The sequence below is a fragment of the Bradyrhizobium quebecense genome, from assembly GCF_013373795.3.
Lineage (GTDB): Bacteria > Pseudomonadota > Alphaproteobacteria > Rhizobiales > Xanthobacteraceae > Bradyrhizobium > Bradyrhizobium quebecense.
The window spans coordinates 980,960-1,001,588 of record NZ_CP088022.1; the positions used below are offsets into that span (position 1 = coordinate 980,960).

Below are 20,629 nucleotides of genomic sequence, written 5' to 3' on the forward strand. Positions count from 1 at the left end.
CCCGCTCTTCGCGGCTATCGCATTCACACATCTGGGTTGCGATTAGCGGTAAAGCGGGATTCTCTATCGGTAGGCAAGCCGGTGGAGGTTTTGATGGCCGGGGTGGCATATGGACTGGGACGATTTGGCGATCGTCGCCTGGAAAAAGGGGGGCGCGGCTGCATGCGGCGCTGGTGGCCCGGCCTGGCTCGTGCATCCGCCGCCTCGGTGAGGACCGTGCGGGCGAGATGCAGTTTCGCCGGCTTCTTCACAATCCGTCGGTGACGGCCGCAGAGATGTCACGGCATGCCGGAGACCTCACCGGGCAGCGAGCGGCTGGTCGGCATGTTGTTGTCGCACAGGACACGTCGGAATTGATCTTGGGCGGCCGGCGGTCGCGACAATGCTACGGACCGGTCGCCAAAGGCAATGCCGCGGGTTTGTTGCTGCATGTGGCACTGGCGGTAGAGGCCGAGACGCAAGGGTTGCTCGGTCTGGTCTCGATGCAGGTCTGGAACCGTAACCGAGAGGAGTTGGCACCACGGCGCAAGCGGGCGACGGCGGCTAAGGAATCGCAACGATGGATCGAGAGCAGCGAACGGGCGGGTGAGGTACTGGCTGCGGCGGCCAGCGTCACGATGGTATCGGACCGCGAAAGCGACTTTTACGAACTGTTCGTGAAGCGTCCGCAAAACGTCGAATTGGTTGTGAGGGCCTGCCAGAATCGGCGGATCGAGGGGTCCGAAGAAGACCCGGATTTGCTGTTCACCTTCATCGACGCCCAGGCCGAACAAGGGCGCGTTGCCATGACGGTCCCCGCCGCACCAGGACGGCGCGCGCGCGATACCGAGTTCGCAGTGCGCTTCGCGCCGGTGGCCGTATGCCGGCCGCTCCATGGAGCCGATCCGACGTTGCCCGAGACGGTTCACCTGACGCTGGTCGATGTCCGCGAGGTATCGGAGCCGAAAGACGGTAGCGCACCTGTGCATTGGCGGCTTTTGACTACCCACGCTGTCGCTACATTGAACGACGCGCGTCAAGTGGTCGGCTTCTACCGGACGCGTTGGGTGATCGAGGAGTTCTTCCGTACGCTCAAGACGGCAGGCTTCGATATAGAGGAAGCCGATATCGGCGACCCGCAGGCCATGATCAACTTCGTCGCTGCTGCAGCCGTTGCGGCCATCACCATCAAGCAACTCGTCCAGGCCCGCGACGGCAACACGGATCAGCTCCTGAGCGATGCCTTCGAGCCGGACGACCAACCCATCCTCGAAGCCGTCTCCGCCCGGCTCGAAGGCAAGACCGAGCGGCAACGCAATCCGCACCCGAAGGGATCCCTGGCCTTTATCGCTTGGGTCATCGCACGCCTCGGCGGCTGGACCGGCTACTACGGCAAGCCGGGTCCCAAAGTCATCCGCATCGGCCTTGCCAAGTTCCACGCCATCAAATACGGCGCCAATCTAAGGCTTCAGAATGTGTGAATCTGATAGGCTCTTCGCGGGGAGAGGGTTGGGGTGAGGGGCTCGTTCCGCGAAAGCGGCAGATGTCGGGTTTGCGGAGGCTCCCCCTCACCCGGATCGCATCTTCGATGCGATCCGACCTCTCCCCGCAAGCGGGGCGAGGTGGAGTTTGAGGCTTGGCCCGTAATTCGATCCGACGTCATCATGATACGATGGTCATCTCGTCTAGCGGCCCGCCGCGTAACCCTGCATGCCGCGCGGGTTGGCGGCGGCGCGGCGGCGCGGGCCGACCTTCGAGGCCGCGGTGAGGCGGCCTTCCGACCAATCCGGGCCAATCTCCACCACATGGCCGCGGCGCTTCAACTCGTCGATGGTCGATTTCGGCACCCGATTTTCCAGCACCAGCACGCCGGGGCGCGAGGTGCGCGGCCAGAACGAGATCGGGAAATGCTCGGAGTGCCAGGCCGGCGCGTCGATCGCCTCCTGTAGATTGAGTCTGGCGTGGACATGGCGCAGGAAGAACTGCGTGATCCACTGATCCTGCTGGTCGCCGCCCGGCGAGCCCCAGGAGAGATACGGCTCGCCGTCGCGCAGCGCCATGGTCGGCGACAGCGTGGTGCGCGGCCGCTTGCCCGGCGCCAGCGAGGCAGGGTGGTTCTCCTCCAGCCAGAACATCTGGGCGCGGCTGCCGAGGCAGAAGCCGATCTCGGGAATCACCGGCGAGGATTGCAGCCAGCCGCCGGACGGCGTCGCCGAGATCATGTTGCCGGCCTTGTCGATGATGTCGAAATGCACGGTGTCGCCGCGCACCTCGCCGAACCGGCCGACCGTCGGCTCGCCCGCGCCCATGGCGCCGACCGCCTCGCGATGCCCTTCGGCGTGTCGCAGCTTCACGACGCCGCCGAAGCCTGTGACCGAGCCGGGGCGGAAGTCGAGCGACGCCTTGTCCTTCGAGATCAGCTTGCGGCGTTCGTTGTTGTAGGCATCGGACAGCAGCGTTTCGATCGGGATCTCAGTGAACTTGGGATCGCCGTAGAACGTCTCGCGATCGGCATAGGCAAGCTTGGCGGCTTCGATCTGCAGATGGATGAAGTCGGGGCCCGCGGGATCGAGCCCGTCGAGCTCAAAACCCTTCAGCAGCGCGAGCTGCTGCAGCATCACCGGACCCTGGCTCCAGACGCCGCACTTCTGCACGGTGTAGCGGCCGTAGTCGTAGGTCAGCGGCGCCTCGATGGTCGGCTGCCAGCGCGCCATGTCGTCGGCCGACAGCACGCCGCGATGCGGCGAGCCGGAGACGTCCATCACCTCCTGGGTGCGGCAGAATCTGTCGATCGCGTCGGCGACGAAGCCCTTTGACCAGGCCTGCCGCGCGCGCTCGATCTGCGCCACGCGGTCGCCGCCTGCGCTCTCCGCCTCGGTCAGGATGCGTGCGTAGGTCTCCGCGAGCTTCTTGTTGGTGAAGATGGTGCCGGGTTTCGGCACCTCGCCATCAGGCAGATAGACCTCGGCCGACGTCGGCCAGTATTCCCGGAACAACTGCTCGACGGTCTTGATGGTGGCGGAGGCGCGCTCGACCAGCGGATGGCCGTCGCGGGCATAGGCGATCGCCGGCTCCAGCACGTCGCGCAGCTTCATCGTGCCGTAGTCGCGCAGCAGCAGCATCCAGGTTTCGAACGTGCCGGGCACGCAGGCCGCGAGCAGGCCGGTGCCGGGCACCATTTCGAGGCCTTCGCTGCGATAATGCGCGATCGTCGCTTTCGCCGGCGCCGGTCCCTGGCCGCAGATCACTTCGGTTTTGCCGCGCTTGACGTCGTGCACGATGAGCGGGACGTCGCCGCCGGGGCCGTTCAGATGCGGCTCGACCACCTGCAACGTGAACGCCGCCGCAACGCCGGCGTCGAATGCGTTGCCGCCTTTCTCCAACGCCGCCATGCCGACGGCGGTCGCGATCCAGTGGGTCGAGGTGACGACGCCGAAAGTGCCTTCGATCTCGGGCCTTGTGGTGAACGGATCGGGATTGACGTTGCTCATGGGGCTGCGCTTCCGGCTAGGTCTTGTGGCGCGCGCACTTGATCACAGGCCGGCTGGCATGCCAACCGCTTGGTGGACATGGCCGCTCCCATCCGCGTGATCATGCCGGAACGGCGGCGGCAGGGCTGTTGACGGCGTGGCAGGCGACGCCGTCGATCAGTTCCGGCGCCTTCTCGCGGCAGAGATCGAAGGCGAGGGGACAGCGCGGATTGAACGCGCAGCCCCGCGGCGGATCGATCGGGTTGGGGATCTCGCCCTTGACCGGGATGCGCTGGCGGCCGGACATCGCAAGGTCCGGAACCGCGCCGAGCAGCATCTTGGTATAGGGCATCCGCGGGTTCTCGAACAATTTTCGGCCCTCGGCGATCTCGACGATGCGGCCGAGATACATCACGCCGATCCGGCTCGCCATGTGGCGGACAACCGCGAGATTGTGGCTGATGAAGAGGTAGGTCAGGCCGAACTTGTCCTGCAGGTCGCGCATCAGATTGAGGATCTGCGCCTGCACCGAGACGTCGAGCGCCGACGTCGGCTCGTCGCAGACGATGAACTCGGCTTCCGACGCCAGTGCGCGGGCGATCGCGATGCGCTGGCGCTGGCCGCCGGAAAATTCATGCGGGAATTTTTGGCCGTCGTCGGGGTGCAGGCCGACCAGCGTGAGCAACTCACCGACCCGGGCCTTGATGTCGCGTTCGCCCGCGATCAGGTCGAAGGCGCGGATCGGTTCGGCCACGATGGCGGCGACCCGGTAGCGTGGGTTGAGGCTGGCATAGGGGTCCTGAAAGACCATCTGGATGCGCCGGCGCAAGCGGCGGCGCGCCTGCGCCTGCCGCGGATCGGTCATCGAGACGCCGTCGATGACGACTTCACCCGAGCTCGGCGGCAACAGGCCGACCACCATGCGTGCCACCGTGGTCTTGCCGGAGCCGGATTCGCCGACCAGCGCAAACGTCTCGCCGCGCTTGATGTCGAAGCTGACGCCGTCGACGGCCTTCAGGAATTCGAGATGGCCGCCTTCGATCACGCGGTTGAGCCACGGTTTCGAGACGTCGAAGACGCGGCGCAGGTTCTTGACCTCGATCAGCGTCCCGCTCATGCCGCCGTCTCCTTCGCCGGCTCGAACAGATGGCAGGCGACGGATTGGGTGCCCTGCCGGATCGGCTCGGGGCGTTCGACGCGGCAGCGATCGAAGACAAACGCACAGCGCGGATTGAACGGGCAGCCGGCCGGAATCGCCGACAGCCGCGGCATCGAGCCCGGGATCTGCACCAGGCGCTTGTCCTCGCCTGCGAGCGTCGGGATCGCGCCCATCAAGCCCCTGGCGTAAGGATGCAGCGGATTGCGCACCACCTCCTGCACCGGGCCGATCTCGGCGATGCGGCCGGAATACATCACCGCGACGCGGTCGCAGGTCTCGGCGATCACGCCCATGTCGTGGGTCACCAGCATCACGGCGGTGCCGTGGTCGCGGCCGAGCCGCTTGATCAACGTGATGATCTGCGCCTGCACCGAGACATCGAGTGCGGTGGTCGGCTCGTCGGCGATGATCAGCTCGGGCTCGGCGCAGATCGCAAGCGCGATGACAACGCGCTGGCGCATGCCGCCGGAGAATTCGTGCGGGTAGCCGTCGATGCGCTTCTCCGGCGCGGGGATGCCGACCTCGGCGAGCAGATCAATGGCGCGCCGGCGCGCGGCGCTTTCGTTCAGATTGGTGTGGGTGCGAATCGTCTCGATGATCTGGTCGCCGATCCGGTAGAGCGGATTGAGGCTGGTCAGCGGGTCCTGGAAGATCATGCCGATCCGCTTGCCCCTGATGCGCCGGATTTCTTCCGGCGGAAGATGGTCGATCCGCGTGCCCGACAGCTCGATCTGGCCGCCGGAGATGCGGCCGGGCGGATCGATCAGCCCGATCACCGCAAGCCCGGTGACCGACTTGCCGGCGCCGGACTCGCCGACCACACCGAGCACCTCGCCCTTGGCGATGTCGAACGACACACCGTTGATGGCGCGCAGCGTCGCGCGCCGGGTGACGAATTCCACCTCGAGATTGCGCACGGAGAGAACAGGCTGGGTCATCGGAGCCTTGGGTTCAACGCGTCGCGCAGCCAGTCGCCGAGCAGATTGATGGAGAGGATCAGGCCCGCCAGTGCGATACCTGGAAAGGCGACGATCCACCATTCGCCGGCAAACAGGTAGTTGTTGCCGATCCGGATCAGGGTGCCGAGCGAGGGCATGGTGTCGGGCATGCCGGCGCCGAGGAAAGACAGCGTCGCCTCGGTGATGATCGCGAGCGCGAGGTTGATGGTGGCGATGACCAGGATCGGGCCCATCGTGTTCGGCAGCACGTGCCGCAGCATGATCTTCGACGCCGGCAGGCCGATCAGCTGCGCCGCCGCCACGTAGTCCTTGTTCTTCTCGACCATGACCGAGCCGCGCACGGTGCGGGCATATTGCACCCAGAAACTGAGGCCGATCGCGATGATCAGCACGCCGAACGTGCTCATTTCGTCGAGCCGGTTGCCGAGCAGCGATTTGGCGACGCCGTTGACCAGGAGCGCGATCAGGATCGCCGGGAAGGTGAGCTGGACGTCGGCGATCCGCATGATCACGCTGTCGACCACGCCGCCGAAATAACCGGCGACCAGCCCGAGGGCGATCCCGAGCGCGCCGGCGAAGACCACGCCGGCAACGCCGACCGCAAGCGAGATGCGAAGGCCGTAGAGGATCGCCGAGAGCACGTCGCGGCCCTGCTCGTCGGTGCCGAGCAGGAACGGACTCTGGCCGTCGGCGGTCCACAACGGCGCGATCCGCGAGTTGATCAGCTGCAGCTGCGCCGGATCGAACGGGTTCTGCACCGCAAGCCATGACGCAAAGATCGCCAGCAGGAAGAACAACAGCGTGATCACGGCGGCGACCATCGTCAGCCTGGAACGGCGGAACGAATAGAGGATGTCGCTGTCGAGCGCGCGCCCGAACCAGCCGGGAGGCGCCTGCGGGTGGTCTTCGGAGCGATGGGGGACGACGGCGTCGGACATCGGTTGCCCCCTCACGCCGCGCGGCCGATGGTCGAGCGCAAGCGCGGATCGACCACGGTGTAGAGGATGTCGACCACGAGATTGATGGTGACGAAGATCAGCGAGACCATCAACAGATACGCGGCCATGATCGGGATATCGACGTTTTGCACGGCCTGCACGAACAGAAGTCCCATGCCCGGCCATTGGAACACGGTTTCGGTGATGATCGAGAAAGCAATAACCGAGCCAAACTGCAGGCCGGCGACCGTGATCACCGGAACCAGGGTGTTCTTCAGCGCATGGCCGAAATGGATCGCGCGCGTGGTCAATCCGCGGGCGCGGGCGAAGCGGATATAGTCGGTCCGCAGCACTTCCAGCATTTCGGCGCGCACCAGCCGCATGATCAGGGTCATCTGGAACAATCCGAGCGTGATCGCCGGCATGATCAGCGCCTTCAGGCCGGAGACGGTGAGCAATCCGGTGGTCCACCAGCCGAGCTTCACCACCTCTCCGCGGCCGAAGGAGGGCAGCCAGCCCAAGGTCACCGCGAACAGATAGATCAGGAGGATGCCGATCAGGAAGGTCGGCAGCGAAATGCCGATCAGCGACACCGCCTGGAATAATTTGGCGAGCACGGTGTCGCGGCGCAGCGCCGAATAGACCCCCATCAGGATGCCGGCGATCATGGCGAACACCGTGGCGCAGATCGCAAGCTCCAGCGTCGCCGGCAGCCGTTCCGCCAGCAGCGATGAGACCGGCAGGCGGAACTGGTAGGACACGCCGAACTTGAACTGCAGCGCATTGATGAAGTAGCGGCCGAACTGCACCAGCACGGGATCGTCCAGGCCGAGCGAGCGCCGGATTTCAGCGCGCTGCGCGGCCGAGGTGTCGATCGAGACGATCTGGCTCACCGGATCGCCGGCGAAGCGGAACATCGCGAACGCAATGACGCCTACGGCGAGCATCACGCCGATCGCCTGCAGCACGCGGCGAAGAGTGAAAGCGAGCATCTCTACCTTTCACTGCTTTTGACGTCCGGCGCGCGGCTTTGCGCGACCGGAAAACGAGAGGTCCCGGAAGCCTGCGCTTCCGGGACCCAATTCGCTAGAGCCACTATTCACCTTGTTTGGTCGCCCAGTAGAGCAGCACCTGATTGTCCGCGCGCTGGGTCAATTTGACCTTTTTCGACACGCCCCACACCAGCGGTTGCTGATGCAGCGGAATGTAGCCGTAATCCTTGATGACGATCTCGTAGGCCTGCTTGATCAACTGGTCGCGCTTGGCAGTGTCAGTCTCGACCAGAACCTTGTCGGCGAGCGCGTCGACTTCCTTGTTGCAGTAGCCGCCGAGATTGGCTTCGCCTCGGGTGGAGTCCTTCGGATCGTCACGGCAGCCGAGGATGTCGTGCAGCACGTTGTGGGAATCCGAGGTCGCAGGCGTCCAGCCCAGCATGAACAACGAGGTCTGGTAGCCGCCGGGCTTCAGCACCTTGGCGAAATACTGTGCCTTCGGCTGCGCCAGCAGGTTCACCTTGACGCCGATGCGGGCCAGCATGCCGACCACCGCCTGGCAGATCGCAGCGTCGTTGACGTAGCGGTCGTTCGGGCAATCCATCGTGACTTCGAAGCCGTTCGGATAGCCGGCCTCGGCCAGCAGCTTCTTGGCGCCATCGGGATCGAGCTTCGGCCGCGTGAACTCCTTCGACAGCGGATAGAGTTCGGGCGCGATCATCAGCGTCGAGGGCGTCGACATGCCGCGCATGACGCGGGTCTTGATCAGATCGACGTCGATCGTCTTGTAGAAGGCTTCGCGGACCTTGATGTCCTTAAACGGATTCTTGCCCTTGACGTTGGAGTACAGCAGCTCGTCGCGCGCCATGTCCATGCCGATGAAGATGGTGCGGATCTCCGGCGCGGTCATGACGGTGGCGACGCCGCTGGAATTGACGCGCTGGATGTCCTGCAGCGGAACCGGCTCGATGACATCGACCTCGCCCGAGAGCAGCGCGGCAACGCGGGTGGCGTCGGAGCCGATCGGGGTGAAGATGATCTCCTGGAGATTATGCTCGGGCTTGCGCCAATAGCCTGGAAACGCCTTGAACACGGTCTTCACGCCGGGCTGATGGCTCTCGATCGTGAAGGGGCCGGTGCCGTTCTCGTGCAGCGCCGCGTAGCTCGGCGTGGTCGCGGAGGCAGGCGTCGGTGCGACGGCGTTGTTCTCCTCGCACCACTTCTTGTCCATGATGTACCAGCTATCCCATTGCGAGGTCAGGATGGGATTGGGCGAGTCCAGCGTCACGTCGACCGTGTAGTCGTCGACCTTGGTGAACTTGGCGTCGGCCGGGACGTTGCTGAGGAAATTGGAGCCCTTGGCGCGGACGCGGTCGGCGGAGAACAGCACGTCGTCGGCGGTGAACGGATCGCCGTTGTGGAATTTCACGCCCTTGCGCAGGTGGAAGCGCCATTTGGTCGGGCTCAGCGTCTCCCAGCTTTCCGCCAGCGCCGGGATGATCTTGAGGTCCTTGTCGCGCGCGGTGAGGCCTTCGTAGACGTGCGCGTGGTGTGCGATCGTCGTGGTTTCCTTCAGCGTGTACGGATCCAGCGACTTCAGCTCGCCCTGATTGGCATATTTCAGTGTCTGGGCCGATGCCGGCAAGGCAAGGGCGACCAGCGCGACGGCAGTCGCCGCAAACAAACTCCAACGTACCGACATGTGATCCCGCGTCCCCGTTTTTGTCCGCCGGCTGCTTTGTCCGGCTGGTATTATTGATGCATGTTGCCAGAGTTTACCGGCCGCGCAAGCGCGATTTCCCAAAGGGTTAATCGGTTCGCGCGGGTGCAGCGCAATGAATGCGCTGGGAGAGTAGGCGGTTGGCGCGGGCGCGTGACATTCGACTTTCGGAGTGCTGCTTGCCGGTCACACGAATGATCGCTCGCGAGCCCGGCTGACGCCGGTCGCTCCAAACGGTTTGGAGCCGTCGTTCCAAACGGTTTGGTTGACCATAACGGATGATTGAGGCCGACTATCCATCGGGGCAGGTACGGCTCGCTTGCGTGACCGACCCCGTCCCGGCGATACTGAGGCGGGCCAGGCGCATTTGAGGAGGCGGATATGAAGGTCAACGTCGAGATAGATTGTACGCCCCTTGAAGCGCGGCAGTTCTTCGGCCTGCCGGACGTGGCACCGATGCAGAACGCGGTGATGGACAGGCTGCAACAGCAGATGCTGTCGAACATCGACAAGGTTTCGCCGGAAGCGTTGCTGCAAAGCTGGTTCACCTTCGATCCCAAGCTCGCCGAGCGCTTCCAGGACATGTTCGTGGCGATGGCCGGCTTCGGCGGCGGCGCGGGCAAGAAGGACAAGAAATAGTGGCGGCCGCGAAGGGGAGCGTCGATGCGACCGAACGCCGGTTGCGTCCGCCCAGCCTGTTCCTGATGCTGGCGGAAGCGCGCGGCGTGCTCGAGCTGAATTCGAGCCTGCTGCTGTCGCCCCTGCTGATGCAGGCGCCGAAGGGCGACGGTCATCCGGTGCTGGCGCTGCCCGGCTTCCTCGCCAGCGACCTTTCGATGGCGCCGATGCGGCGCTATCTGAAGGAGCTCGGCTATGACGCCTACGCCTGGAACATGGGCCGCAATTTCGGCGGGATCTCCAGCAGGCGGACTGCGCTGCGCGACCTGCTGAAGCGGGTCCATGAGGCGTCGGGGCGCAAGGTCTCGATCATCGGCTGGAGCCTCGGCGGCGTCTATGCGCGCGACCTGGCGTCGCAGATGCCTGAGCTGGTGCGCTCCATCATCACGCTGGGCAGCCCGTTCGCCGACGATATCCGCGCCACCAACGCGACCCGGCTGTACGAGCTGCTGTCCGGCGAGGGGGTGGACGATATTCCCGAGATTCGCGCGGCGATCGCCGGCGACATGCCGGTGCCGGCAACCTCGATCTATTCCCGCACCGACGGCATCGTGAATTGGCGGACCTCACGGGTACGGCCGTCGGTGACCGCCGAGAACATCGAGGTGCATTTGGCCAGCCATCTCGGCCTCGGCGTCAACCCCGCGGCGCTGTGGGCGATCGCGGACCGGCTGGCACAGCCGGAAGGGGAGTTCCGGCATTTTGACCGCTCGGGCCCCTTTGCCATTGCCTATGGGCCGGCAGAACAGGCACTATCCTAACCAGACGACGAGAGGCGCCGCCAAGGCGCCCGCGTGAGTTGGCTCTCGGGAGGAGACCATGAGCGACGCCAAAAAGCTGTCCTCGCTGGACGCATCGTTTCTGTATCTGGAAACGCCGGAAATGCCGATGCATGTCGGCAGCATGGCGATCTTCCGGCTGCCCGACGGCTACAAGGGCGACTTCTTCGAGGAGTTCAAGGCGATGATCGCCTCGCGGCTGCACATTGCGCCGATCCTCAAGGCGCGCCTGCAGAAGGCGCCGCTCGACATCGATCACCCGTCCTGGGTCGAGGACGACCAGTTCGACATCGACCGCCACATCTTTCGCGCCAGCCTGCCTGCGCCGCACGACCGCGCGACGCTGGAGCGCATCGTCGGCTGGATGCACGCCAAGCTGTTGAACCGCGCCCGCCCGCTCTGGGAGTTCTACGTCTTCGAGGGCATGAAGGACAACGAGATCGGGCTCTATTCCAAGATGCACCACGCCTGCATCGACGGCGGCGCCGGCGCGGCGCTGACCAGCATGATCTACGACCTCACGCCGGTGCCGCGGCAGATCGATCCGCCGAGTGCCAAAAAGGTCGCGCAGGAGCCGCGCGACATCGCGGCCAATTTGATCGACGCCTATCAGCAGCTCTGGACCCAGCCGTTCGAAGCGGCCGCCACCGCGCAAAAGAGCCTGGAACTGCCGCGCTCCGGCAAGAGCGACCTCGGCTCGATCCTGTTCGACAATGCCATGTTCCAGATCGAGAGCGCGGTGAAGTTCGCGGGCTCCATGCCGACCATGCTCAAGAGCCTGTCCGACGTGGTCGCCAAGATCGCCGATCCCAGGTCGCGCGAGAGCCTGCAAGCGATGTCCTCGCCGCCGACCATCCTCAACAAGGCGATCTCGTCGGAGCGCAGCTTTGCCGGCACCTCGATCTCGCTGTCGCGCGCCAAGGCGCTGGCGAAAGCATCGGGCGGCAAGCTCAACGACGTCGTGCTGGCGCTCGCCTCGGGCGTGGTGCGGCGCTATCTGATCAGCCAGGGCGCGCTGCCGAACAAGTCGCTGACGGCAGGTGTGCCGATCTCGCTGCGCGAGGAAGGCAACGCCGAATCCAACAACCAGGTGTTCGGTATGATCTGCTCGATCGCGACCGACGTCGAGGATCCGAAGAAGCGGCTCGAAACCATCATCGCGCAGTCCACCAAGTCCAAGGAGATGTCGCATCCGCTGCGCGCCCTGGTGCCGCAGGTCTCCAACATCTCGCTGCTGGGCGCGCCGATCCTGGTGCAGATCATGGCGCTGCTCTACAGCCGATCCGACCTGTCCAATGTGCTGCCGCCAGCCACCAACATCACGGTGTCGAACGTGCCGGGTCCGCGGCAGACGCTGTACGCGGCTGGCGCAGAGCTGCTGCACATCTTCCCGGTCTCGATCTCGACCCACGGGATCGCGCTCAACATCACCGTGCAGAGCTACCGCGATCAGCTTGATTTCGGCTTCATCGTCGGTGCCAACATCATTCCGCATGTGCAGGTGATGTGCGACATGCTGCCGCTCGAATTCGATGCACTCGAGGCGGCGTTCGCGCCGCCGCCTGCCGACATCAAGGGCGCGGCCGAATAGGAATCCTGTCAATGATCGAAATGCCACCGCTGCAGTTCGCCGAGACCAACGGCATCCGCATGGGGTTCTACGAAGCAGGCCCCAGGACCGACGCGCCGCCCGTGGTGCTGTGCCACGGCTGGCCTGAACTGGCGTTCTCCTGGCGCCACCAGATCAAGGCGTTGGGTGAAGCCGGCATCCGGGTGATCGCCCCGGATCAGCGCGGCTATGGCGCGACCGACCGGCCGGAGCCGGTCGAGGCCTACGACATGGAGCACCTGACCGGCGATCTGGTCGGCCTGCTCGACCATCTCAAGATCGACAAGGCGATCTTCGTCGGTCACGACTGGGGCGGCTTTGTCGTCTGGCAGATGCCGCTCAGGCATCCTTCGCGGGTTGCCGGCGTCGTCGGCGTCAACACGCCGCATCTGAACCGCGCGCCGATGGACCCGATCGCGCTGTTCCGCCAGCGTTTCGGCGACCAGATGTACATCGTCCAGTTCCAGGATCCGGCGCGCGAGCCCGACCGCATCTTCGGCAGCCGCGTGGAGCAGACCTTCGACGCTTTCATGCGCAAGCCGGCGGCGCGCCCGCCGGGCACACCGGAGGAACAGCCGATCGCCGGCGTCGGCGCCTCGGCGCGGCTGAACCTGGCGTTCCCGCAGATGATCGCGAACTACGACGCCAAGCACGATCCGCGGACGCCGATCCTGTCGGCCGAGGAGAAGAAGGTGTTCGTCGACACCTTCAGCAAGACCGGGTTCACCGGCGGCATCAACTGGTATCGCAACTTCACCCGCAACTGGGAACGTTCGGCCGGGCTCGACCATCACGTGCGGGTGCCGTCGCTGATGATCATGGCGGAGAACGACGCGGTGCTGCCGCCGTCTGCCGCCGATGGCATGGAGAAGCTGGTGCCGGACCTCGAAAAGTATCTGGTCCGCGACAGCGGCCATTGGACCCAGCAGGAAAAGCCGGACGAGGTCAGCGCCAAGCTGATTGAGTGGCGCAAGCGAAAATTCGGCTAGGCGTCATCCTGAGGTGCGCGCCGGCTTCGGCGCGCCTCGAAGGATGAGGGGGACTGGAGCAAGCGGCCATCCTTCGAGACGCGCGCGGTGCGCGCTCCTCGAGCAATAACGGCAAAGCCGTTATGCAGGGATGACGGCGAGTAGTGAGGGGGCACTTCCGAGATGGCGTCCGGCAACAGACTGAGTCCGATTCCGCATCCGCCGACGAAGCCGGTGGTCGGCAACATGCTGTCGCTGGACTCGACCGCGCCGGTGCAGCATCTGGTGAAGCTCTCCAAGGAGCTCGGGCCGATCTTCTGGCTCGACATGATGGGCGCGCCGATCGTGATCGTCTCCGGTCACGATCTGGTCGACGAGCTCTCCGACGAGAAGCGCTTCGACAAGGCGGTGCGCGGCTCGCTGCGCCGGGTGCGTGCGGTCGGCGGCGACGGGCTGTTCACCGCCGACACCAAGGAGCCGAACTGGAGCAAGGCGCACAACATCCTGATGCAGCCGTTCGGCAACCGCGCCATGCAGTCGTATCACCCGAGCATGGTCGATATCGCCGAGCAGCTGGTCAAGAAATGGGAGCGCCTCAACGCCGACGAGGAGATCGAGGTCGTCCACGACATGACGGCGCTGACCCTCGACACCATCGGGCTGTGCGGCTTCGACTACCGCTTCAATTCGTTCTACCGCCGCGACTACCACCCGTTCGTGGAATCGCTGGTGCGCTCGCTCGAGACCATCATGATGACCCGCGGCCTGCCGCTCGAGGGTCTGTGGATGCAGAAGCGGCGCAAGACGCTCGCCGACGACGTCGCCTTCATGAACAAGATGGTCGACGAGATCATCGCCGAACGTCGCGGCAATACCGACGTGACCAGCGACAAGAAGGACATGCTGGCCGCGATGATGACCGGCGTCGATCGTGCCACCGGCGAGCAGCTCGACGACGTCAACATCCGCTATCAGATCAACACCTTCCTGATCGCCGGCCACGAGACCACCAGCGGCCTGCTGTCGTGCACGATCTATGCGCTGTTGAAGCATCCCGAGGTGCTGAAGAAGGCCTATGAGGAGGTCGATCGCGTCCTTGGTCCCGACGTCGACGCGAGACCGACCTATCAGCAGGTGACGCAGCTCACCTACATCACCCAATGCCTCAAGGAAGCGCTGCGGCTGTGGCCGCCGGCGCCGGCCTATGGCATTGCGCCGCTCAACGACGAGACGATCGGCGGCAAGTACAAGCTCAAGAAGAACACCTTCATCACGATTCTGGTGATGGCGCTGCATCGCGATCCCTCGGTCTGGGGATCGAACCCTGACGTGTTCGATCCCGAGAATTTCAGCCGTGAGGCGGAAGCAAAACGCCCGATCAATGCCTGGAAGCCGTTCGGCAACGGCCAGCGCGCCTGCATCGGCCGCGGCTTTGCCATGCACGAGGCGGCGCTCGCGATCGGGATGATCCTGCAACGCTTCAGGCTGCTCGACGTGCATCGCTACCAGATGCACCTGAAGGAGACACTGACCGTCAAGCCCGACGGCTTCAGGATCAAGGTGCGGCGGCGCGACGACAAGGATCGCGGCGCGTTCGCCGGCAGCACGGGCGCCGTTGCGGCCGCGCCGAAGGCACCGCGCGCGCCGACCACGCGCCCCGGTCACAACACGCCGATGCTGGTGCTCTACGGCTCCAACCTCGGCTCGGCCGAGGAGCTGGCGACCCGCATGGCGGATCTGTCGGAGATCAACGGCTTCGCCACCCGGCTTGGTCCGCTGGACGACTATGTCGGCAAGCTGCCGGAGGAGGGCGGCGTCCTGATCATCTGCGCCTCCTACAACGGCGCGGCGCCCGACAATGCGACGCAATTCGTCAAATGGCTGGAAGGCGACCTGCCGAAGGATGCCTTCGCCAAGGTGCGCTACGCGGTGTTCGGCTGCGGCAACAGCGATTGGGCGGCGACCTACCAGTCGGTGCCGCGCTTCATCGACGAGGAGCTGACCAAGCACGGCGCGCGCGCCGTCTATCCGCGCGGCGAGGGCGATGCGCGCAGCGATCTCGACGGCCAGTTCCAGAAATGGTTCCCGGAGGCCGCGAAGGTCGCGACCAAGGAATTCGGCATCGACTGGAATTTCACCCGCACCGCCGAGGACGAGCCGCTCTACGCGATCGAGCCGGTGGCGCAGGGCGCGGTCAACACCATCGTGACGCAGGGTGGCGCGGTGCCGATGAAGGTGCTCGCCAACAACGAGTTGCAGACCAAGGAAGGTGCCCATCCGTCGGAACGCTCGACCCGGCATATCGAGGTCGAGCTGCCGGCCAGCCTGAAATATCGCGTCGGCGATCATCTCAGCGTGGTGCCGCGCAACGATCCGACCCTGGTCGATTCCGTTGCGCGCCGGTTCGGCTTCCTGCCGGCCGACCAGATCCGTCTGCAGGTGTCGGAAGGCCGCCGCGCGCAACTGCCGGTCGGCAACGCCGTGTCGGTCGGGCGGCTGCTCACCGAGTTCGTCGAGTTGCAGCAGGTCGCGACCCGCAAGCAGATCCAGATCATGGCCGAGCACACCCGATGCCCGGTGACCAAGCCGAAGCTGATGGCCTATGTCGGCGACGATGAGGCTTCCGCCGGGCGCTATCGCGCCGAGGTGCTGGCCAGGCGCAAATCGGTGTTCGACCTGCTCGAGGAATATCCGGCCTGCGAGCTGCCGTTCCACCTTTACCTCGAGATGCTGTCGCTGCTGGCACCGCGCTATTACTCGATCTCGTCGTCTCCGGCCGGCGAGGCGCAGCGCTGCAGCGTCACCGTCGGCGTCGTCGAGGCGCCCGCGAGCTCTGGCCGCGGCATCTACAAGGGCGTCTGCTCGAACTATCTGGCGCGCCGCCGCGCCGGCGACACCATCCATGCCACGATCAAGGAGACCAAGGCCGGCTTCCGCCTGCCTGACGACAACGCCGTGCCGATCATCATGATCGGGCCGGGCACCGGGCTCGCACCGTTCCGCGGCTTCCTGCAGGAGCGCGCCGCGCGCAAGGCAAAAGGCGCGACGCTGGGCCCTGCGATGCTGTTCTTCGGCTGCCGCCATCCGGAGCAGGACTTCATCTATGCGGACGAGCTGAAGGCGTTCGCCGCCGATGGCGTCGGTGAACTCCACACCGCCTTCTCGCGCGCCGACGGGCCGAAGACCTATGTGCAGCATCTCGTCGCCGCGCAGAAGGATCGGGTCTGGGAACTGATCGAGAAGGGCGCGATCGTCTATGTCTGCGGCGACGGCGGCAAGATGGAGCCCGACGTCAAGGCGACCCTGATGTCGATCTATCGCGACCGCACCGGTGTCGACACTGGCGCCGCCGCGCGCTGGATCGAGGAGATGGGAACCAGGAACCGCTACGTGCTCGACGTCTGGGCCGGAGGCTAGCCGCGCGCCTTCGGCAAGCGTGCCGGCCATGCTACAAGCCGCCGCATGATTCCCTGGGAAAAGATCGATACCGCGCGCATTCCTGGCACCGAAGGTGAATTGCGCCTGATGCGGCGCGGCCGCGAGTTCTCGATCATGCTCGGCACTAACGAGCTGATGAACAGCCGTCTGTCGGGCTCGGAAGCCGCGCTGGCGACGCTCGCCGCAAAGAAGATCGAGAAGGTCGCACGGCCGCGTTTTCTCATCGGCGGCCTCGGCATGGGCTTCACGCTGCGGGCGGCGCTCACCGTGCTTGGACCCGAGGCGGAAATCGTGGTGGCCGAGCTGGTGCCGGCAGTAGTCGCTTGGGCGAGGGGCCCGATGGCCGAGATCTTCGGCGACAGCCTGAACGATCCCCGCGTGAGCGTGCAGGAGGTCGATGTCGCCGATGTGATCGAGCGCAATCCGCGCACCTACGATGCCATTCTCCTCGATGTCGATAACGGCCCGGAAGGCCTGACCCGCAAGGCCAATGACGCGCTGTATGACATCTCAGGACTCAAGATCGCCCACACGGCGCTGCAGCGCGGCGGCGTGCTCGCCGTCTGGTCGTCCGGTCCGAACGCCAAGTTCCCGAAATCGCTGTCCCGCGCCGGGTTCGCCGTCAACGAAGTCGCCGTCCGCGCCACCGGCCAAGGCCGCGGCGTGCGCCACGTGATCTGGATCGCGGTCAAGGAGTAGCAGGCGCCGCTATTGCGACGCAGCAGGACCTCCAGAAGCGCCGTTCGGTTCGATTGTGTTGAAAATCGAGGGCCGTTGGGTTTCACTCGCGGCACCGAAGCCTCGAGCCCTTGGTCTGTCGGATGCAGGCGACGTCGAATTTTGGGGTGCAGGAGACGCACGGGATCCTGGACCGTTTCCAGGCCGAATTCCGCGGCTCGAGCGAAGGGCTCGGCTGGTCGTCCGCGTATGCCTCGGTCCAGCGTGAGCGGCCGTTTGACGGGCACTTCCACGCGCTCTCCGACAATCTGATGGTGTTGCACCGGGGTGGCCCGGTCGACATCACCTATGTGATGGACGGCAAGTCGGTTGCCCGGCAGATCCCGCGCGGAGGGGTGTTCTTCCTGCCGGCCGGGCACGCCTGCAACGTGGTGCTGCGCGAGGCGCTGGAATCCACCCACATCTATCTGCGCTCCGATCTGTTCGCGGGCCGGGACGGGGCGGCGAGCCTGATCGGTGGGCTCTCGCCGATGCTCGGCGATCAGGATGCGGTGCTGGAGCATCTCGCCGCGGCGATCGGCGACACCATCACCGGCGGCCTGCCGGCTTCGTCGCTGTTCGTCGATCCGATCGCGCAGGCGATCGCCAACCGCTTCGTCGCGATCAATTTCCACAAGCCGAGCGTGGAGGCCGGCAAGCATCCGAACCTGCTGAGCGTCAGGCAGATGGCGCGCATCCGCGAATTCGTCGACGCCAATCTCGATAGCGATATCCGGCTCGACCAACTGGCGGAGCTGTGCGGCCGCAGCACCGAATATTTCGTGCGCCTGTTCAAGGCGACCAGCGGCGTCTCGCCCTACCAATACGTGCTCAATCTGCGCATCGAGCGCGCCAGGGCGCTGCTCGCCGACGAGACGCAGAGCCTCGCCGATATCGCGCTGGCCTGCGGCTTCTCCCATCAGGAGCACTTCACCCGCATGTTCCGCCGCTTCACCGGCGTGACGCCGGGGCGATACCGGCGCAGCCATTAGCGGGCGGCTCGGACGGGCGGGGGCGCTAGCGCCAAGCCTACGGATGATTTTTCCGGTTTCGTGCAGATTTTCTCCGGTTTCGTGCAGGCGCGCCGTAGCCGATCGCCGCTAGCTTTCTCCCAACAAGACGAGATTGCCGGTTCGCCGGCTTGGGAGAAATGCCATGAGTGTCGCGATGCCGGATGCCGGAGGCGCATCCATTGCGTCCGTTGCGGCGGCCGGTGATGCCGGCCAGGGCACCTTTGCCTATTGCTCGCAGCAATATCGCGTGGTGTTCGGCACCGGCACCTCGGCGCGGCTTGGCGAGGAGAGCGAGCGGCTTGGCATCAAGCGGGCGCTGGTGCTGACCACGAGCGAGCAGCGGGACCTCGGGCGCCGGCTCGGCGCAGGCCTCGGCGACAGGCTCGCCGGACTTTTTGCAGGCGCACGCATGCATACGCCGGTCGAGGTCACCAATGAAGCGCTTCGCATGGTGGAGTCCCGCGACATCGATGGGCTGGTGGCGATCGGCGGCGGCTCGACGGTCGGGCTCGGCAAGGCGCTGTCGCTGCGCACCGGGTTGCCGCACATCGCGATGCCGACCACTTATGCCGGTTCGGAGATGACGCCGATCCTCGGCGAGACCAGCAACGGCATCAAGACCACGCAGCATTCCCAGGATCTGGTGCCGGACACCGTCATCTACGACGTCGATCTCACCGTCAGCCTGCCGCCGCACATCTCCGCCGCCAGCGGCTTGAACGCAATCGCGCATGCCGTCGAGGCGCTTTATGCGCCTGATGCCAACCCGCTGACCTCGCTGATGGCGGAGGACGGCATCGCCGCGCTCGCCCGCGCATTGCCGCGCATCATGAGGGCGCCTGCCGATCCCGGCGCCCGCCGCGACGCGCTCTATGGCGCGTGGCTATGCGGCGTCTGCCTCGGTGCCGTCGGGATGTCGCTGCACCACAAGCTCTGCCACGTGCTGGGCGGCATGTTCAACCTGCCGCATGCCGAAACCCACGCAATCGTGCTGCCCCATGCGGCTGCCTACAACGCCGCCGCGGCGCCGGAGGCGATGAGCCGGATTGCGCGCGCGTTGGGTACGACGGATGCGCCGCGAGCGCTGTTCGACCTCGCGTGCCGGCTCGCGCTGCCGCGCCGACTGGCCGACATCGGAATGCCCGAGGACGGCATCGCGCGCGCTGCCGAGATGGCGGTGCGCAACCCCTATGCCAATCCAAGACCTGTCGAGCGCGTCGCGATCCAGGACCTGATCGCGGCAGCCTGGCGCGGCGATGCGCCCGTGCAGCACTGACATCTCAAGATCAAAGGACAACACGATGGCCAATTTCAACGAGCATGACCTCACCGACGAGGTGATCAGCAGCTTCGCCAACACGCCGAACAAGCGGCTGAAGTTCATCATCGAGGAGACGGTCAAGTCGCTGCACGATCTGGTGCGCCGCACCGAGCTCACCTTCGAGGAATGGAATCGGGCGATCGAATTCCTGACCCGTACCGGCCAGACCTGCACGCCGCTGCGCCAGGAGTTCATCCTGCTCTCCGACGTGCTCGGCGTCTCGATGCTGGTCGATGCGGTCAATCACCGGGAGCGCGAGGGCGCGACCGAGACCACGGTGCTTGGCCCGTTCTATGTCGGCGAGCACCGCGTCACACCGCACGGCGCCAGCATCTCGGAGGGCATCGACGGTGAAGTGATGTTCGTGCAGAGCCGCGTCACCGACCTTGCCGGCAAGCCGCTCGCCGGTGCCGAGATCGATGTCTGGCACGCCGACGATGACGGCTTCTACGATTCGCAGAAGGCGGACTATGCGGCTCATGGCCCGTCGCTGCGCGCGCGCTTCGTCACCGATGCCGACGGCCGCTTCTCCTTCCGCACCATCCTGCCGTGCAGCTATCCGATCCCGACCGATGGCCCGGTCGGCGATCTCATCACCGCCACGCAACGCCATCCGATGCGGCCGGCGCATGTGCATTTCCTGGTCAAGGCTGAGGGCTATGAGCCGCTGATCACCCACGTCTTCCTCGATGGCGACGAATATCTGCGCAGCGACGTGGTGTTCGGCGTCAAGGACGAGCTCATTGCGCGCGTCGAGCCGCGCAGCGAGCCGGCGCTGCCCAACGGCGAGCGGGTCTCCGGCCGATGGCATCTGATGACTTACGACTTCCAGATGAAGCCAGGCGCGGGCCTGGTGCCGAAGCCGATGATGGCCGCGGAATGACGATCG

The 20,629-nt window shown here is 65.4% G+C and carries 16 protein-coding genes; 10 read left to right on the top strand and 6 right to left on the bottom strand.

Annotated elements, in window-relative coordinates; genetic code table 11:
* Window positions 1-173 precede the first annotated feature (173 nt).
* Window positions 174-1,460: an IS4 family transposase gene (locus HU230_RS04665; protein ID WP_224942992.1), complete on the top strand. Its 1,287-nt coding sequence runs from the start codon at window positions 174-176 to the stop codon at window positions 1,458-1,460.
* Between the two features lie 204 nt (window positions 1,461-1,664).
* Here the strand turns inward: HU230_RS04665 and HU230_RS04670 are convergent, their stop codons facing one another.
* The 6 genes from HU230_RS04670 to HU230_RS04695 all read right to left on the bottom strand — a co-directional run bounded on the left by HU230_RS04670 (window position 1,665) and on the right by HU230_RS04695 (window position 9,199).
* Window positions 1,665-3,470, bottom strand: a complete 1,806-nt coding sequence (locus tag HU230_RS04670) for a gamma-glutamyltransferase family protein (protein WP_176532705.1) — start codon at window positions 3,468-3,470, stop codon at window positions 1,665-1,667.
* A 100-nt stretch (window positions 3,471-3,570) separates the two neighbouring features.
* Window positions 3,571-4,566: an ABC transporter ATP-binding protein gene (locus tag HU230_RS04675; RefSeq protein WP_176532704.1), complete on the bottom strand. Its 996-nt coding sequence runs from the start codon at window positions 4,564-4,566 to the stop codon at window positions 3,571-3,573.
* Window positions 4,563-5,546: an ABC transporter ATP-binding protein gene (locus tag HU230_RS04680; RefSeq protein WP_176532703.1), complete on the bottom strand. Its 984-nt coding sequence runs from the start codon at window positions 5,544-5,546 to the stop codon at window positions 4,563-4,565. The genes HU230_RS04675 and HU230_RS04680 overlap by 4 nt, the downstream gene beginning before the upstream one ends.
* Window positions 5,543-6,505 (bottom strand): ABC transporter permease, encoded by a 963-nt coding sequence (locus HU230_RS04685; protein WP_176532702.1) that lies wholly within the window; start codon window positions 6,503-6,505, stop codon window positions 5,543-5,545. Before HU230_RS04685 ends, HU230_RS04680 begins: the two co-directional genes overlap by 4 nt.
* Window positions 6,506-6,516: 11 nt before the next feature.
* The gene (locus HU230_RS04690; RefSeq protein ID WP_176532701.1) at window positions 6,517-7,497 is read right to left on the bottom strand and encodes an ABC transporter permease; all 981 of its coding nucleotides are present in this window, start codon (window positions 7,495-7,497) and stop codon (window positions 6,517-6,519) included.
* Between the two features lie 103 nt (window positions 7,498-7,600).
* Complete coding sequence (locus tag HU230_RS04695; protein ID WP_176532700.1) at window positions 7,601-9,199, bottom strand: ABC transporter substrate-binding protein; 1,599 nt, start codon at window positions 9,197-9,199, stop codon at window positions 7,601-7,603.
* A 399-nt stretch (window positions 9,200-9,598) separates the two neighbouring features.
* On the opposite strand from HU230_RS04695, the gene HU230_RS04700 reads away from it, so the two are divergent.
* The 9 genes from HU230_RS04700 (at window position 9,599) to HU230_RS04740 (ending at window position 20,623) form a co-directional block, all read left to right on the top strand.
* Window positions 9,599-9,856, top strand: a complete 258-nt coding sequence (locus tag HU230_RS04700; protein WP_092125001.1) for a DUF6489 family protein — start codon at window positions 9,599-9,601, stop codon at window positions 9,854-9,856.
* A gap of 65 nt (window positions 9,857-9,921) precedes the next feature.
* Complete coding sequence (locus HU230_RS04705) at window positions 9,922-10,656, top strand: alpha/beta fold hydrolase (RefSeq protein WP_224944113.1); 735 nt, start codon at window positions 9,922-9,924, stop codon at window positions 10,654-10,656.
* A 58-nt stretch (window positions 10,657-10,714) separates the two neighbouring features.
* The gene (locus tag HU230_RS04710) at window positions 10,715-12,265 is read left to right on the top strand and encodes a WS/DGAT/MGAT family O-acyltransferase (RefSeq protein ID WP_176532698.1); all 1,551 of its coding nucleotides are present in this window, start codon (window positions 10,715-10,717) and stop codon (window positions 12,263-12,265) included.
* A gap of 11 nt (window positions 12,266-12,276) precedes the next feature.
* Entirely contained in the window at window positions 12,277-13,272 is a 996-nt protein-coding gene (locus tag HU230_RS04715) for an alpha/beta fold hydrolase (RefSeq protein WP_176532697.1), read from the top strand.
* A gap of 162 nt (window positions 13,273-13,434) precedes the next feature.
* Window positions 13,435-16,668, top strand: a complete 3,234-nt coding sequence (locus HU230_RS04720) for a bifunctional cytochrome P450/NADPH--P450 reductase (protein ID WP_176532696.1) — start codon at window positions 13,435-13,437, stop codon at window positions 16,666-16,668.
* 45 nt (window positions 16,669-16,713) lie between these two features.
* A complete protein-coding gene (locus tag HU230_RS04725; protein ID WP_176532695.1) occupies window positions 16,714-17,388 on the top strand; it encodes a polyamine aminopropyltransferase in 675 nt (224 codons plus the stop codon).
* Between the two features lie 146 nt (window positions 17,389-17,534).
* Window positions 17,535-18,398: a helix-turn-helix domain-containing protein gene (locus tag HU230_RS04730; RefSeq protein ID WP_176532694.1), complete on the top strand. Its 864-nt coding sequence runs from the start codon at window positions 17,535-17,537 to the stop codon at window positions 18,396-18,398.
* A gap of 175 nt (window positions 18,399-18,573) precedes the next feature.
* Entirely contained in the window at window positions 18,574-19,695 is a 1,122-nt protein-coding gene (locus HU230_RS04735) for a maleylacetate reductase (protein WP_176535143.1), read from the top strand.
* 25 nt (window positions 19,696-19,720) lie between these two features.
* Window positions 19,721-20,623 (top strand): intradiol ring-cleavage dioxygenase, encoded by a 903-nt coding sequence (locus HU230_RS04740; protein ID WP_176532693.1) that lies wholly within the window; start codon window positions 19,721-19,723, stop codon window positions 20,621-20,623.
* Window positions 20,624-20,629 lie beyond the last annotated feature (6 nt).